Below are 15,659 nucleotides of genomic sequence, written 5' to 3' on the forward strand. Positions count from 1 at the left end.
AACTACTCAACATGGCTCAAGTCAGGGATGTCCTTGCCGGCGTCCAGGCCACCGCCCAACGCCGTCACCAGGTCGGCGTGGGCCGTCAGGCGCGCCGCCTCCACTTGCTGCTGCACCTGTTGCTGCTTGAACAACAGGCTTTGGGCGTTGAGCACGTTGAGGTAGTCAGTGAGCCCGCGCTGGAACGCAACCATCGCGATGTCGTAGGTGCGTTGCGCGGCGGCCACCGACTCAGCAGCGAAGACGTGTTGCTTGTCCATGGACTCACGGCGGATCAACTGATCGGAAATGCTCTTGAGTGCATCGACCAGCGTCTGGTTGTAGTGGGCCACGGCGATGTCATAACCGGCCGCCGCCTCCCCCAACTGTGAGCGCAGGCGCCCACCGTCGAAAATCGGCAGTGTGATGGCCGGTCCGACGCTGTAGTTGAGCTTCTTGCCGGTCAAGAACTCCAGCGCCCCGCCACCGGTCGCCATGTAGCCGATACTGCCCACCAGGTCGACATTGGGATAAAACCCGGCACGCGCGACATCGATACCCCGTGCCTGAGCGGCCACTTGCCAACGCCCGGCCACCACGTCCGGACGCTGGCCGAGCAATTCGGCGGGCAAGGCCGACGGCAACTTCAAGGGCGCACCGAGGGCCAGAGTCGGGCGCTGCAGCCGCGCCCCGTCTCCTGGCCCTTTGCCCGCCAGCGCCGCCAGTTGATTGCGGCTCAAGGCAATGGCTTCGTCGAGGGCGTCGAGTTGCCGATGGGTCTCAGGCAATGGCGCCTGGGCCTGGCTGACTTCGAAATGGGTGCCGATGCCGCCGTCCAGACGCTTTTGCGCCAGTTCGAGAATCTGCTCCTGCTGATGGAGGGTCGCCACGACGATATCGCGCTGGGCATAGTGCAACGCGAACTGGATATAGGTGCGCACGATGTTGTTCTGCAACTCCAACTGCGCCTGCCGCGCCTCGGCCACGCTGACATGAGCCAGGTCGACGGCCCGCTCACTGGCGTTGCGCTCGCGGCCCCACAGGTCCAGCGCATAGCTCAAGCCCAGGCCCGCGTTATTGTCCCAAGTGGTGGTGTCGGCCAACTCGCCAGGGCCATAGAACTGATCGGTGGGCCAGTTGTGGCGCTTGAGGGTCGCTTGACCATTGATCTGTAGCGACTCGGCAGCCTCGACGACACCGGCCATGGCCTTGGCCTGCCGCACGCGGGCAGCGGCCAGGGCCAGGCTCGGGCTGTCATGCACGGCCAGGTCGATCCAGCGATCCAGTTGCCGGTCGCCATAGGCATTCCACCACTGGCCGGTGGGCCAGTGAGCATCACGGGCAGCCTCGCGGATCGCTTCATCGGTGGCCAGTTGATTGGCCGACAATGCCTGGCCTTGCGGCGCAATCCCTCCCGTGCCGATGCAACCGCTGATGGTGAACGTTAAAAGCCAAACACTGAGAGTCTTCAGCTCTCTGCTGATGCAACCCGGCACTTGCGCAAAATTCCTGAGATGGGGAGGCGTGAAGAGGCTGAATGCCCGGTGACGCAACTGTGGGAGCGAGCCTGCTCGCGATAGCGTCCAGGCAGACACATTGAGGGGAATGTGATGCCGCCATCGCGAGCAGGCTCGCTCCCATAGCAATCAGCGATCCAGGATTGGCCGCAATTCTAGGCACCCCATCGAACGGCGATAAGCCGACCTTTCTGCGAATCTTTGTTACCGTTACTGCGATAATCCATTAGTCGGGGTCCGCTGCGCTGTAACTTCGTGTCACAATTTGCCATCTCCCAAGAGAGCCTCCCATGGACACTTTGCAAAACATGCGTGCGTTCAGCTGTGTTGCTGAAGCGGGCAGTTTCACCGCCGCCGCCGTGCAACTGGATACCACCACAGCCAACGTTTCGCGTGCGGTTTCCAACCTGGAAGCCCATCTGCAAACCCGCCTGCTCAACCGCACCACCCGCCGCATCGCCCTGACCGAGGCCGGCAAACGTTATCTGCTGCGTTGCGAGCAGATCCTGGCGTATGTCGAGGAGGCTGAAGCCGAGGCCAGCGATGCTCACGCACGTCCTGCCGGGCAGTTGAAGGTCCATACCATGACCGGCATCGGCCAGCATTTCGTGATCGATGCCATCGCCCGCTATCGTAAAACCCATCCCGACGTGACTTTCGACCTGACCCTGGCCAATCGTGTGCCGGACATCCTGGAAGAGGGTTACGACGTTTCCATCGTACTGGCCAGCGAATTGCCGGACTCGGGCTTTGTCTCCCAGCGCCTGGGGATCACCTACAGCATCGTCTGCGCATCACCTGCCTACGTGAAAGCCAGCGGCTGCCCGCAGAAACCCGGCGACCTGCTCAACCACGCCTGCCTGCGCCTGGTCAGCCCGGTCATTCCGCTGGAGAAATGGGTATTTGACGGCCCCGAAGGCCAAGAGATGGTCACCATCAGCAACTCACCGTTCTTGGTGAACTCCGCCGATGCCATGAAAACCGCGATCACCAGTGGCATGGGCGTGGGCGTGTTGCCGGTGTATGCCGCCATCGAGGGCTTGCGCAATGGCACGCTGGTGCGGGTCATGCCCAACTACCGCTCCCAGGAACTGAACCTCTACGCCATCTATCCTTCGCGCCAGTACCTGGATGCGAAGATCAAGACCTGGGTCGAGTACCTGCGCGGCTCGCTGCCGGAAATCCTCGCGGCGCACCAGGCCGAACTGACGGCCTATGAGTTGAGTGGCAGTCTGGCCGGTGCACGGGTCGCGAACTGATTTCGCGCCCGTGCTCCCAGGGTGATATCAGCGCTTGCCCATCGAGCGACGCGTGCCGGGAGGCGCGGCGCCAGGGGTCTTGGTATGACCGTTCTTCGCGCCGTTCTTGTACCAAGGCTGCTGCCCGGCCCCTTTGGCCGCGGCCAGCTCACCGGGCTTGAACGGAAACTTGAAGGTCGGGATCGCGTTGACGCTCTCGCCGCTGGAAACATCGCTGTCGGGCCGGTCGGCCTGTTCGCCGTTCGGGCGTTCGTCCGCGGGCGAAGGTGTTGGGGAAGTCATGTAAAGCTCCGGGTAATGCGTGCAAGTCGGGCCCGGAGAGCGAGCCGCGAAAGTCGGCAGTATACCCGCCCGATACCAGCGCGCGCAGGGCGGATTCAATCGGCCCTTCACTCGTCTGACAGCAAGTCGGGACAAAACTGACAAGCCCGTCAGTTAGGCGTCACCTTCCTGACCACCTCACAACGCTATATAAGAAAGATAAAAATCCCTCTGTCCTGAACCGGCCTCCCACATCCATGCACATCCAGAAAAAAACCGTCTTGCTCGTCGCGCTCCTGGTCGCTCTGGCAGCTGTCGCCCTCTGGTATGCCATGAAGCCTGTCACCGCCAAACCCGGCGCGCCCGTGGCCGTGCCGGTAAGAGTCATCAGCGTGGTGCAAAAGGATGTGCCGCGCTTTGCCAGTGGCATCGGCACGGTGTTGTCACTGCACAGCGTGGTGATCCGCCCGCAGATCGACGGCATCCTCACTCAACTGCTGGTCAAGGAAGGGCAACAGGTCAAGAAGGGGGAACTGCTGGCCACCATCGACGACCGCTCGATCCGCGCCAGCCTTGACCAGGCCAGGGCCCAACTCGGTGAAAGCCAGGCACAACTGGCGGTCGCCCAGGTCAATCTCAAGCGTTACAAATTGCTCAGTGTCGACGACGGCGTATCGAAACAGACCTACGACCAGCAACAGGCACTGGTCAACCAGCTCAAGGCCACCGCCCAGGGCAATCAGGCGGCCATCGATGCCGCCCAGGTGCAGTTGTCCTACACCCGGATCCGCTCCCCGGTGACCGGTCGCGTCGGCATTCGCAACGTGGACGAAGGCAACTTCCTGCGCACCAGCGACACCGAGGGCTTGTTCACCGTGACCCAGATCGACCCGATCGCAGTGGAGTTCGCCCTGCCCCAACAAATGCTGCCCACCTTGCAACGGTTGATGGCCGCCCCCGAGCAAGCGCTGGTCCAGGCCTACATAGGCGCTGATGGGTCCTCCGGTGAAATGCTCGGCGAGGGCCGCCTGAGCCTGATCGACAACCAGATCAACGCCAACACCGGCACCCTGCGGGCCAAGGCTGAATTCAGCAACGCCGCGCAACGGCTATGGCCAGGGCAGTTGGTGACATTGAAAATCCAGACCGCCCTCGACAAGGACGCCCTGGTGGTTCCACCTACCGTGGTTCAGCGCGGCCTGGAGCAACCTTTCGTGTACCGAATCACCGGCGACCAGGTAGAGAGCGTACCGGTGGTGATGGTGTACCAGGACAGTGACCTGCACATCATCAAAGGGGTGAACGCGGGCGATCAACTGGTGAGCGACGGTCAGTCACGGCTCAAGCCGGGCAGCCGCATCCAGGTGCTCGGTGACCCAGTGGCCCAGGCCAATGTGTCGGAGCCAAAACCATGAAGGGCCGCGGTTCGATTTCAGCGTGGTGCATCGACCACCCCATTGCCACGGTCCTGATGACCTTCGCCCTGATACTGCTGGGATTGATCGCCTTTCCTCGCCTGCCTGTCGCGCCGTTACCTGAAGCGGAATTCCCGACCATCCAGGTCAGGGCTCTGTTGCCCGGCGCCAGCCCCGAAACCATGGCGTCGTCGGTGGCGACCCCACTGGAAGTGCAATTCAGCGCCATTTCCGGCATTACCCAGATGACCTCAAGCAGTGCCCTGGGCTCGACCAACCTGACCTTGCAGTTCAGCCTGGACAAAAGCATCGACACCGCCGCCCAGGAAGTGCAAGCGGCCATCAATACCGCCTCCGGCAAACTGCCCCAGGACATGCCGAATCTGCCCACCTGGCGCAAAGTCAATCCGGCCGACAGCCCGGTGTTGATCCTCAGCATCAGCTCCAGCCTGATGCCCGGCACCGAATTGAGCGACTACGTCGAAACCCTGCTCGCCCGGCAACTCAGCCAGATCGATGGCGTGGGACAAATCTACATCACCGGCCAGCAACGTCCGGCGATCCGGGTACAGGCCTCGGCGGACCGACTCGCCGCCATCGGTCTGACCCTGGCCGACATTCGCGTGGCGCTCCAGCAGGCCAGCCTCAACCTGGCCAAGGGGGCGCTTTACGGCGAGTCGAGCGTTTCCACCCTGTCCACCAACGATCAGCTGTTCCAGCCGGAGGAATATGGTGAGTTGATCGTGTCCTACAAGGATGGGGCACCGGTTCATCTCAAGGACGTCGCCAAAGTCATCAATGGTTCGGAAGACGCCTACATTCAGGCCTGGTCCGATGAGCAACCGGGGCTCAACCTGGTGATTTTCCGTCAGCCGGGGGCGAACATCGTCGACACCGTCGACCGCATCCAGGCAGCCTTGCCGACCCTGGAAGCCATGCTGCCTGCGGCCGTGCAAGTCAAGGTACTGAACGACCGTACACAGACTATCCGCGCTTCGCTGCATGAGGTGGAGATCACCTTGCTGATCGCGGTGCTGCTGGTGGTGGCGGTGATGGCGCTGTTCCTGCGCCAGCTCTCGGCGACCCTGATTGTCTCAGCGGTCCTGGGCGTGTCGCTGATCGCCAGTTTCGCCCTGATGTATGTGATGGGCTTCAGTCTGAACAACCTGACCCTGGTGGCTATCGTGATCTCGGTCGGGTTCGTGGTGGACGATGCGATTGTAGTGGTGGAGAACATTCACCGGCACCTGGAGGCGGGTGATGGCATGCGCGAAGCGGCGATCAAAGGAGCGGGCGAAATCGGCTTCACGGTGATCTCCATCAGTTTTTCGCTGATAGCCGCGTTCATTCCCCTGCTCTTCATGGGTGGCGTGGTCGGGCGTCTGTTCAAGGAGTTTGCCCTGACCGCCACTTCGACCATCCTGATTTCGGTGGTGGTGTCCCTGACCCTGGCACCGACCCTGGCCGCGCTGTTCATGCGCGCCCCGACGCCTCATGCCCACGGCAAGCGAAGTTTCGGCGAACGCCTGCTGGGTGGGTATGAACGGACACTGCGCTGGGCCCTGGCCCATCAGAGGCTGATGATCGGCGTGTTCGGCGTGACCCTGGCGCTGGCAGTGGCGGGCTACGTATTCATTCCCAAGGGTTTCTTCCCGGTACAAGACACCGGCCTGGTGCTGGGCACCAGCGAAGCCGCCGCCGACGTGTCATTCCCGGACATGGTGGCCAAACACAAGGCCCTGGCCGAGATCGTCGCCGCCGACCCGGCGGTGCAGAGCTTTTCTCACGCTGTCGGCGTCTCGGGTTCCAACCAGACCATCGCCAATGGTCGCTTCTGGATCGCCCTCAAGCCCCAGGATCAGCGTGACGTGTCGGCCAGCGCGTTCATCGACCGGATCCGCCCCAAACTGCTGGGCATCCCCGGCGTGGTGCTGTACCTGAGGGCCGGGCAGGACATCAACCTCAGTCCCGGTCCGAGCCGCGCCCAGTATCAATACGTGCTCAAGAGCAACGACGGACCGACGCTCAACACCTGGACACAAAAACTCACCGACAGGCTGCGCGGTAACCCCGCGTTCCGGGACATCTCCAACGACCTGCAACTGGGCGGCAGCATCACCCACATCAACATCGACCGCAGCGCGGCGGCGCGCTTTGGCCTTACCGCCAGCGATGTCGACCAGGCCCTGTACGACGCCTTCGGCCAGCGGCAGATCAACGAATTCCAGACCGAGACCAACCAGTACAACGTGATCCTGGAGCTCGACACCGCGCAACGCGGCCGGGCCGAGAGCCTGGCCTATTTCTACCTGCGCTCGCCGCTCAGTGGTGAGATGGTCCCGCTCTCGGCCCTGGCCCGCTTCGATGCGCCGACCAACGGCCCGCTGTCCATTGCCCACGACGGCATGTTCCCGGCCGCCAATCTGTCGTTCAACCTGGCGCCCGGCGTGGCATTGGGGGATGCGGTGCGCATGCTCGACCAGGCCAAGAACGAGGTCGGCATGCCGGCCTCCATTACCGGTAACTTCCAGGGCGCGGCCCAGGCATTCCAAAGCTCCCTGGCCAGCCAGCCATGGCTGATCCTCGCCGCGCTGTTGGCGGTGTACATCATCCTCGGCGTGCTCTACGAGAGTTTCGTGCATCCATTGACGATCATCTCCACCCTGCCCTCGGCCGGCCTCGGCGCGCTGGTCATGCTGTGGTTGCTGGGCCAGGATTTTTCGATCATGGCGCTGATCGGGCTGGTGCTGCTGATCGGCATCGTCAAGAAAAACGGCATCCTGATGATCGACTTCGCTCTCGACGCCCAGCGCAAGGGTGGCTTGACGCCCCAGGAAGCGATTTTCCAGGCATGCCTGACCCGATTTCGCCCGATCATCATGACCACCCTGGCCGCCCTGCTGGGCGCCCTGCCGCTGATGCTCGGCTCCGGCCCCGGCGCAGAACTGCGCCAGCCGTTGGGCATTGCAGTGGTCGGCGGCCTGCTGGTGAGCCAGGCGCTGACGTTGTTCACTACACCGGTCATATACTTATGGCTCGAGCGATTGTTTCATCGGCCCGTCCAGCAGCCCGGACCTGCGCCGACGACGCTGGCGACCACAGACTGAGGCGGGGCCATGCGCGTTCTGATCATCGAAGACGAAGAAAAAACCGCGGACTATCTGCATCGCGGCCTGAGCGAACAGGGCTACACCGTAGATGTGGCGCCGGACGGCGTCGAGGGGCTGCACCTGGCGCTGGAAAGCGACTACGCGGTGATCGTGCTGGACGTCATGCTGCCAGGCCTGGACGGCTTCGGCGTGCTGCGGGCCCTGCGCGCCCGCAAACAGACGCCGGTGATCATGCTCACCGCTCGTGAACGTGTCGAAGACCGCATCAAGGGCTTGCGAGACGGCGCCGATGATTACCTGGGCAAGCCGTTCTCCTTCCTGGAGCTGGTGGCCCGCCTGCAAGCCCTGACCCGCCGCAGCGGCAGTCATGAACCGGTGCAGGTCAGCATCGCCGACCTGTGGATCGACCTGATCAGCCGCAAGGCCACCCGAGCAGGCCAACGCCTGGACCTGACGGCCAAGGAGTTCTCGCTGCTCAGCGTCCTGGCACGTCGCCAGGGCGAAATACTGTCGAAAACCGCCATTGCCGAAATGGTCTGGGACATCAACTTCGACAGCGACGCCAATGTGGTGGAAGTGGCCATCAAACGCTTGCGTGCCAAGCTCGACGGGCCGTTCGAACAGAAACTGCTGCACACGATTCGTGGAATGGGTTATGTGCTGGAGAGCAGAGAGTGACTTTGCCTGACAGTATCGCCCTGCGCCTGAGCGGCATGTTCACGCTGGTGGCGGCATTGGTGTTCCTGTTGATCGGCGGGGCCTTGTACCAGCAAGTCGAAAAGGGTCTGGGTCTGTTGCCGGAAGCCGAACTCGATGCGCGCTACAGCGTGCTCGAATCCATGGTCGGCCGCTACGGCACACCCGAGCATTGGGTGAAGATCAATAACAAGTTGCGCCTGCTGGGAGAGGAAGACAAACGCATTCACTTCTGGATCGTCAGTGGCGATCCACGCTTTGAATATGGCAACCCCGATCCACAGATTCGTGCCTTCGCCGAAGGTTCGCTGGGCAAGCGCGACCTGAAACTGGCGGCCCAGCAATACCCGATGAAAGTGCTCGTCAGCCAGTTCCCGGCCAAGGACCAGCGTCCACCGTTGCGCTTCATGATCGGCATCGACACCCAGACGTTCTACCAGACCCAACACTATTTGCTAGTGGCACTGGTGAGCTTGGCGATTGTCGGGGTGATCCTGGCCTCCTTGCTGGGCTACTGGGTAGCGCGTATCGGCCTCAAGCCGCTGATCAAACTGTCCGATGAGGCCAGACGCCTGACACCACCGCGCTTGTCCGGGCGCTTGCAGCTGTCACCCTTGGCTCCGGAGCTCAGTCAATTCGTCAGTTCCTTCAACGCCACCCTCGACCGGGTCGAACAGGCGTACTCGCGACTGGAGTCGTTCAACGCCGACGTCGCCCATGAACTGCGCTCGCCCCTGACCAACCTGATCGGCCAGACCCAGGTGGCGCTGACCCGTGGGCGCTCGGCCGAACATTACTTCGAGGTGCTGCAATCGAATCTCGAAGAGCTGGAGCGACTGCGCTCGATCATCAACGACATGCTGTTCCTCGCCAGCGCCGACCAGGGCAACAAAGCCACCAAACTCACCAGCACCTCCCTGGCCGGCGAAGTGGCGACCACCCTCGACTACCTGGACTTCATCCTTGAAGACGCCCAGGTCCAGGTCAGGGTCAGCGGTGACGCCCAGGCCAACATCGAGATCGCCCACCTGCGCCGCGCACTGATCAACCTGCTGAGCAACGCGGTGCGACACACCGCCCCGGGGCAAGTGATCAATGTGCGCATCGAGGCCCTGGGCGACCAGATCACCCTCGCCGTCACCAACCCCGGCGAACCGATTGCCGATGAACACCTGCCACGCCTGTTCGAACGGTTCTACCGGGTAGATGCCTCCCGCAGCAACAGTGGCGCCAACCACGGGTTGGGGCTGGCCATCGTCAAGGCGATTGCGCTGATGCACGGCGGGGATGTCTTCGTGCGCAGTGACCGGGGCGTGAATACCTTCGGGATCCGCTTGCCGGCCTGACACCCCACGCTGTTTAGATCGTATTGGGATGAATTCCAGGCGATTGAATGCTGGATGAAAGCCATATCAAGCAAAGTAAAAAGATCTGCGCCTTCGGCAGCGCTCACGCGTTATTGCGCGAACACTGATTGCCCGCTCTCACCGATCCAAGCACAATCAGCAAAAGGCCAGCATCTGGTGCATTGCCGGTTATGCAACCCTTTGGGACGGATCCCAGCCACATGACAAATGCAGACATCGGAACCATGAGCGCGAGCAGTGCGACACCCGGCAATACCCCGTTTTCGATACGCTCGGAACGGGTACTCGTACTGGCCAGTTCGTTGGTTGTCATTGCCATCCTGAGCATCGTGACCTTCCTGCTGATCCGCGAATACGCCGCTGCCCAACAGGCCGCGACACGTTCGGCGACCAATATCGTGCAACTGATTGATGCCGACGTGCTGCGCAACGTGGAGCTCTACGATCTGTCGCTACAAGGTTTGGTCGCCGCCGCCCAACGCAACGACCTGAAAGACGTTTCGCCGACGATTCGCCACTTGGCCCTCTTCGACCGTGCCACCGCCGCCCCCTATAAAGGCGACATCCTGCTGCTCGACAAGCGCGGCAATGTAGTCGCCGACTCCGCCTCGATCGAGCCACGAAAGGGCAACTACGCCGACCGGGAATACTTCCAGTCCCATGTCCATAACCCAAGCCCGGGCATGATGATCAGTCGCCCGTTTCGCTCCAGAAGTGCCGCGCAGGACTGGCGTATCAGTTTCAGCTACAGACTAAACGACGAACAAGGGGAGTTCGTGGGCGTGGCGGAAGCCGCGATGCGCTTGAACTATTTCAACCAATTGTTCAAGAGCCTGAACATCGGTCATGGCGGCACAGTCAATCTGGTGAGCAGCGAAGGCTTTCTGTTGGCCCAGGAGCCGCCCCTGGCCGAGGACCTGATTGGCAAGGATTTCAGCAACCGCCCGAACTTCATGCGCATCCTGCGCGAAGGCAACGGCAGCTTCACCAGCGTATCCGGTCAGGACCAGAAGCCGCGCCTGTACACCTTCTCCCAAGTGGGCGACCTGCCTTTGATCGTGGTGGTAGCGCTCTCCTCCGATGAAGTCTTCGCCTCCTGGAAACGCACGGCGCTGCTGGTCAGCGGTGCTACGGGGGCATTGTGCATCGGTTTGCTCTGGCTCACCTGGCTGCTGCGTCATGAACTTAGGCGGCGCCACCATGCTGAACGGGAACTGGCGCAACTGGCGTCCATCGACTCGCTGACGGGCCTGGCCAACCGCCGGACTCTGGACGAAACGCTGCAACAGGAATGGCTGCGGGCCCAGCGTTCGGGCCAACCGCTGTCAGTCATGATGATCGATGCCGATCACTTCAAGGCATTCAACGATCGCCACGGCCACCCAAGTGGTGATGAGGCCTTGCGCACCCTGGCGCATCTGATCGGTAGGCATGTCCGCCGACCGGCCGACCTGGCAGCGCGCTACGGCGGTGAGGAGTTCGCGGTGGTACTGCCGGAAACCACCACCGCCGGAGCCTTTACCATGGCCCAGAACATTCGCGAAGCGGTGGAACAGTTGCCCCCCTTCATTCCTGGCGCAGCCCCCATGACCGTCAGCATTGGCATTGCCACCTGGGCCCAAGGACCTTATGGCGAACTCGAGCAGCTCATGTTCGCTGCTGACAAGGCGCTATACCAGGCCAAGGCCAGTGGGCGCAATCGTGTGGTTTGTGCGATGTAACGGACCTCCGCCCCCGCCCCTGTAGTTGTCCCGTACATTGCCCCCACCCCTCGGTACCTCGCCCAGGCTCGGCATGCCCTCACTCCGGCCTGCGTGCTTTAACGGGGCATCCAGATCAAATCAAAAGCAGAGCAAAAGCGGGGCACAAGCAGGAGCATCTGTATAGCTGAGCCACCGCCTTCGCGAGCAAGCCCGCTCCCACAGAGTTTTCGGGCGTTCACGGTATCTGGGTACGACACAAAATACTGTGGGAGCGAGCCTGCTCGCGATGACCCCGGCACGTCCAACATCACCGCAAACTGACACGCCGCCTTCGCGAGCAGGCTCGCTCCCACAGGGTTTTCGGGCGTTCACGGTATCTGGGTACGACACAAAATATTGTGGGAGCGAGCCTGCTCGCGATGACCCCGGTACGTCCAACATCACCGCAAACTGACACGCCGCCTTCGCGAGCAGGCTCGCTCCCACAGGGTGTCGGGCGTTCACGGTATCTGGGTACGACACAAAAAAAATGTGGGAGCGAGCTCCTACAGGTCCTGCCCAACAGGTCTGATTGGTGACACCCGCAAGAGACTTCGCGGGGTAAGGGCGGAACCCTAAGCAGCCGTTACCACAGCAACGGATATGTACCCCAACCAACCCAACCGAAAAAACAGCATTACCCCCTATTGCCACAAACGTCCCAGAAAGCAGCCATAAAAAAAGGCCACCCGAAGGCAGCCTTTAAAAACTAGAGAGGTTTTTATGCTTACACGGCCGCTACAGGGCGCATGTAAGAGATTGGTGCGGTGCTGGCGTCTTCGAACGTCACGACTTCCCAAGCATCTTTCTGCTCAATCAACTTGCGCAGCAGCTGGTTGTTCAGCGCGTGGCCGGACTTGAAGCCTTTGAACTCACCAATCAGGCTATTGCCCAGCAGGTAGAGGTCGCCGATTGCATCGAGAATCTTGTGCTTGACGAATTCGTCCTCATAACGAAGGCCGTCCTCGTTCAACACACCATCGGAATCAACCACGATCGCGTTTTCAACACTGCCGCCGAGTGCGAGGTTGTGCTTGCGCAGGTACTCGATGTCACTCATGAAACCAAAGGTACGGGCGCGGCTGACTTCTTTTACGAACGAAGTGCTGGAAAAGTCCACGCTTGCACTCTGGGTGCGGTCACGGAAAACCGGGTGATCGAAATCGATCTCGAAGCTCACCTTGAAACCTTCGAAAGGCACGAAAGTGGCGCGTTTGTCGCCGTCTTCCACTGTCACTTCCCGCAGGATACGGATGAACTTCTTGGCTGCGTCCTGCTCTTCCAGGCCAGCCGATTGAATCAGGAATACGAAGGGTCCGGCACTGCCATCCATGATCGGGACTTCGGACGCGGAGAGCTCGACGTAGGCGTTATCGATGCCCAGGCCAGCCATGGCCGAGAGCAAATGCTCCACCGTATCCACTTTGGTGTCACCGTTGACCAGTGTGGTCGACATAGTGGTTTCACCAACGTTTTCCGCGCGAGCAGGGATCTGCACCACAGGGTCGAGGTCGGCACGACAAAACACGATGCCAGTATCGACAGGCGCGGGCTTGAGGGTCAGGTAGACCTTCTCGCCGGAGTGCAAGCCGACACCTGTGGCACGGATAATATTCTTCAGGGTGCGTTGTTTAATCATGGCATGGGCCGCTTCAGCGCAAATTGCGAACTGGTATCAACAAAGGCTGGCGATAATAGCAGACCAGACCTTTGCTGAACACCAATCACCCGTATCCCCCTGATACATTTCATCAATCGGCCTGACGACGCAGGAATGCCGGGATGTCCAGGTAATCCAGATCGTCTTGCGGATTCATCTTCGCGGCAGTCGCAGCACCGGCCTGAGCCTGGTTGCGCATGACGGTCGGACGGTCCAGGTCACGGTAGTTCACCGCGGGTTGTTCCTGACGAGCGGCTGCTTGTTGCTGCGGCTGCGATGCCAGGGAGGTCTGAACGGTGTTGTCGATCACCTTCATCGGTTTCTCGATTTTCGCGCCCAGGCCAGTGGCAACCACGGTCACGTGCAACTCGTCACGCATGTCAGGATCGATCACGGTGCCGACCTTGACCATGGCGTGGTCCGAAGCGAACGCTTCGATGATGCTACCCACGTCGGAGTACTCGCCCAGGGACAGGTCCGGACCGGCGGTGATGTTCACCAGGATGCCACGGGCGCCCTGCAGGTTGACGTCTTCGAGCAACGGGTTGCGGATAGCCGCTTCGGTAGCTTCGCGAGCACGGTTCGGACCGCTGGCGCAGCCAGTGCCCATCATCGCCATGCCCATTTCGGACATCACGGTGCGTACGTCGGCGAAGTCGACGTTGATCATCCCTGGACGCTTGATGATGTCGGAGATACCGCGAACGGCACCGGCCAGTACGTCATCGGCCTTGGCGAAAGCCGACAGCAGGCTTGCGTCCTTACCCAGGATGGTCAGCAGCTTCTCGTTGGGAATGGTGATCAACGAGTCGACGCTTTCGCTCAGCGCGCGGATGCCCTCATCGGCAATCTGCATGCGCTTGCGGCCTTCGAACGGGAACGGACGGGTCACCACCGCAACGGTGAGGATGCCCATTTCCTTGGCTACTTCGGCGATGATCGGCGCCGCACCGGTACCGGTACCGCCGCCCATGCCAGTGGTGATGAACACCATGTTGGTGCCAGCCAGGACTTCAGCGATGCGCTCGCGGTCTTCCAGGGCAGCCTGACGGCCAACCTCGGGATTGGCGCCGGCACCCAGGCCCTTGGTCACGCCGGTACCCAGTTGAAGGATGGTTCGCGCGCCGATGTTTTTCAGCGCTTGAGCATCAGTGTTGGCGCAAATGAATTCGACGCCTTCGATGTTGCTCTTGACCATGTGGTTGACAGCGTTGCCGCCGCCACCGCCGACACCGATTACCTTGATAACCGGGCTAGCGGGGATGTTGTCTACGAGTTCGAACATTTTCCCTCTCCTTTCATTCTCTAGTTTTTTCGCCTACTGCGTTTGTTGCATCTTCCAGTGCCAAGCCAGAGGCTCGTCGCTTGAAGCTTTAAACCTGTTGCTAAAAATTGCCCTTCACCCAAGCCTGGAGCCGCTCGAAAAGCGGCGCCTTCGGCTCGTCGCTGTTGTAGCTGTCGCGGCTGCCGATGCCCGAGAACGAAACCCCGTCGGACTGCTTCTGCAGGCCGTACATCAACAGGCCCACGCCGGTGGAGTAAATCGGGTTGCGGACCACGTCATCCAGGCCCTTGACGCCATGGGGCACGCCCAGGCGCACCGGCATGTGGAAAATCTCTTCGGCCAGTTCGACCGCGCCTTCCATCTTCGACGTACCGCCGGTCAGCACGATGCCGGCCGGGATCAGGTCTTCGTAGCCACTGCGACGCAGCTCAGCCTGGATCAGCGTGAACAGCTCGTCGTAACGCGGCTCGACCACTTCGGCCAACGCCTGGCGGGACAACTCGCGCGGAGGACGTTCGCCAACGCTTGGCACTTTGATGGTTTCACCGGCACCGGCCAGTTTCGCCAGGGCGCAGGCGTAGCGGATCTTGATTTCTTCGGCGTACTGGGTCGGAGTGCGCAAGGCCATGGCGATGTCGTTGGTGACCTGATCACCGGCAATCGGGATCACTGCCGTGTGGCGGATCGCGCCTTCGGTGAAGATCGCGATGTCGGTGGTGCCGCCGCCGATGTCCACCAGGCACACGCCCAGTTCCTTCTCGTCGTCAGTCAGTACCGAGTAGGCCGAGGCCAGTTGCTCGAGGATGATGTCGTCGATTTCCAGGCCGCAACGGCGCACGCATTTCTCGATGTTCTGCGCGGCGTTCACGGCACAGGTCACCACGTGGACCTTGGCTTCCAGGCGCACGCCGGACATGCCCAGGGGCTCACGCACGCCTTCCTGGTTATCGATCACGTAATCCTGCGGCAGGGTGTGCAGCACACGCTGGTCGGCCGGGATCGCCACGGCCTGCGCCGCGTCGAGCACGCGCTCAAGGTCAGCGGAGCTGACTTCACGGTCACGAATCGCCACGATGCCGTGGGAGTTCAGGCTGCGGATGTGATTACCTGCCACACCGACAAACGCTGAGTGGATCCGGCAACCGGCCATCAGCTGCGCTTCTTCAATGGCGCGCTGGATCGATTGCACGGTGGACTCGATGTTCACCACCACGCCTTTTTTCAAGCCACGGGACGGGTGGGTACCGATCCCGACGATGACCAGCGTGCCGTCGTCCGCGACCTCGCCTACCAGCGCAACCACCTTGGAAGTGCCGATATCCAGACCGACGATCATTTTTCCGCTTTGCACGTTTGCCATGGGTCCTG

11 protein-coding genes are annotated in these 15,659 nt (G+C 61.4%); 6 read left to right on the forward strand and 5 right to left on the reverse strand.

Annotated features, from left to right (window positions below):
- Window positions 1-2: 2 nt before the first annotated feature.
- A complete protein-coding gene (locus AC3I65_RS21390; RefSeq protein WP_488524139.1) occupies window positions 3-1,475 on the reverse strand; it encodes an efflux transporter outer membrane subunit in 1,473 nt (490 codons plus the stop codon).
- A 311-nt stretch (window positions 1,476-1,786) separates the two neighbouring features.
- Here AC3I65_RS21390 and AC3I65_RS21395 point away from each other — a divergent pair, with 311 nt between their 5' ends.
- On the forward strand, window positions 1,787-2,755 hold the full coding sequence (locus AC3I65_RS21395) for a LysR family transcriptional regulator (protein ID WP_488524140.1): 969 nt from the start codon (window positions 1,787-1,789) through the stop codon (window positions 2,753-2,755).
- Between the two features lie 27 nt (window positions 2,756-2,782).
- Here AC3I65_RS21395 and AC3I65_RS21400 read toward each other — a convergent pair whose 3' ends face one another.
- A complete protein-coding gene (locus tag AC3I65_RS21400; protein WP_047228828.1) occupies window positions 2,783-3,037 on the reverse strand; it encodes a hypothetical protein in 255 nt (84 codons plus the stop codon).
- Window positions 3,038-3,273: 236 nt separating this feature from the next.
- Between AC3I65_RS21400 and AC3I65_RS21405 the strand changes: the two genes are divergently transcribed.
- The 5 genes from AC3I65_RS21405 to AC3I65_RS21425 all read left to right on the forward strand — a co-directional run bounded on the left by AC3I65_RS21405 (window position 3,274) and on the right by AC3I65_RS21425 (window position 11,325).
- Window positions 3,274-4,431, forward strand: coding sequence for an efflux RND transporter periplasmic adaptor subunit (locus AC3I65_RS21405; RefSeq protein WP_488524141.1), 1,158 nt, complete (start codon window positions 3,274-3,276; stop codon window positions 4,429-4,431).
- On the forward strand, window positions 4,428-7,538 hold the full coding sequence (locus AC3I65_RS21410; RefSeq protein ID WP_445577040.1) for a multidrug efflux RND transporter permease subunit: 3,111 nt from the start codon (window positions 4,428-4,430) through the stop codon (window positions 7,536-7,538). The genes AC3I65_RS21405 and AC3I65_RS21410 overlap by 4 nt, the downstream gene beginning before the upstream one ends.
- 9 nt (window positions 7,539-7,547) lie before the next feature.
- Entirely contained in the window at window positions 7,548-8,219 is a 672-nt protein-coding gene (locus AC3I65_RS21415; RefSeq protein ID WP_047228825.1) for a heavy metal response regulator transcription factor, read from the forward strand.
- The gene (locus AC3I65_RS21420; protein ID WP_488524142.1) at window positions 8,216-9,583 is read left to right on the forward strand and encodes a heavy metal sensor histidine kinase; all 1,368 of its coding nucleotides are present in this window, start codon (window positions 8,216-8,218) and stop codon (window positions 9,581-9,583) included. The genes AC3I65_RS21415 and AC3I65_RS21420 overlap by 4 nt, the downstream gene beginning before the upstream one ends.
- Before the next feature lie 245 nt (window positions 9,584-9,828).
- Window positions 9,829-11,325 (forward strand): sensor domain-containing diguanylate cyclase, encoded by a 1,497-nt coding sequence (locus tag AC3I65_RS21425; RefSeq protein ID WP_316913249.1) that lies wholly within the window; start codon window positions 9,829-9,831, stop codon window positions 11,323-11,325.
- Window positions 11,326-12,073: 748 nt separating this feature from the next.
- Here AC3I65_RS21425 and lpxC read toward each other — a convergent pair.
- The 3 genes from lpxC to ftsA form a co-directional block, all read right to left on the reverse strand.
- Window positions 12,074-12,985, reverse strand: a complete 912-nt coding sequence (lpxC, locus tag AC3I65_RS21430) for a UDP-3-O-acyl-N-acetylglucosamine deacetylase (protein WP_030139673.1) — start codon at window positions 12,983-12,985, stop codon at window positions 12,074-12,076.
- A 112-nt stretch (window positions 12,986-13,097) separates the two neighbouring features.
- Window positions 13,098-14,291, reverse strand: coding sequence for a cell division protein FtsZ (gene ftsZ / locus AC3I65_RS21435; protein WP_047228824.1), 1,194 nt, complete (start codon window positions 14,289-14,291; stop codon window positions 13,098-13,100).
- 100 nt (window positions 14,292-14,391) lie between these two features.
- Window positions 14,392-15,651 carry a cell division protein FtsA gene (gene ftsA / locus AC3I65_RS21440; protein WP_076383614.1) on the reverse strand — a complete coding sequence of 420 codons (1,260 nt, stop codon included), beginning with the start codon at window positions 15,649-15,651 and terminating at the stop codon, window positions 14,392-14,394.
- Window positions 15,652-15,659 lie beyond the last annotated feature (8 nt).

The sequence above is a fragment of the Pseudomonas sp. N-1-13 genome (genome assembly GCF_057787095.1).

What these genes read in the sequence shown, in the direction of transcription:
- AC3I65_RS21400 (WP_047228828.1), bottom strand. Translation starts at nt 3,037, where the DNA reads ATGACTTCCCCAACACCTTCGCCCGCGGACGAACGCCCGAACGGCGAA.
- ftsA (WP_076383614.1), bottom strand. Translation starts at nt 15,651, where the DNA reads ATGGCAAACGTGCAAAGCGGAAAAATGATCGTCGGTCTGGATATCGGC.
- AC3I65_RS21415 (WP_047228825.1), top strand. Translation starts at nt 7,548, where the DNA reads ATGCGCGTTCTGATCATCGAAGACGAAGAAAAAACCGCGGACTATCTG.
- lpxC (WP_030139673.1), bottom strand. Translation starts at nt 12,985, where the DNA reads ATGATTAAACAACGCACCCTGAAGAATATTATCCGTGCCACAGGTGTC.
- AC3I65_RS21410 (WP_445577040.1), top strand. Translation starts at nt 4,428, where the DNA reads ATGAAGGGCCGCGGTTCGATTTCAGCGTGGTGCATCGACCACCCCATT.
- AC3I65_RS21425 (WP_316913249.1), top strand. Translation starts at nt 9,829, where the DNA reads ATGAGCGCGAGCAGTGCGACACCCGGCAATACCCCGTTTTCGATACGC.
- AC3I65_RS21395 (WP_488524140.1), top strand. Translation starts at nt 1,787, where the DNA reads ATGGACACTTTGCAAAACATGCGTGCGTTCAGCTGTGTTGCTGAAGCG.
- AC3I65_RS21405 (WP_488524141.1), top strand. Translation starts at nt 3,274, where the DNA reads ATGCACATCCAGAAAAAAACCGTCTTGCTCGTCGCGCTCCTGGTCGCT.
- ftsZ (WP_047228824.1), bottom strand. Translation starts at nt 14,291, where the DNA reads ATGTTCGAACTCGTAGACAACATCCCCGCTAGCCCGGTTATCAAGGTA.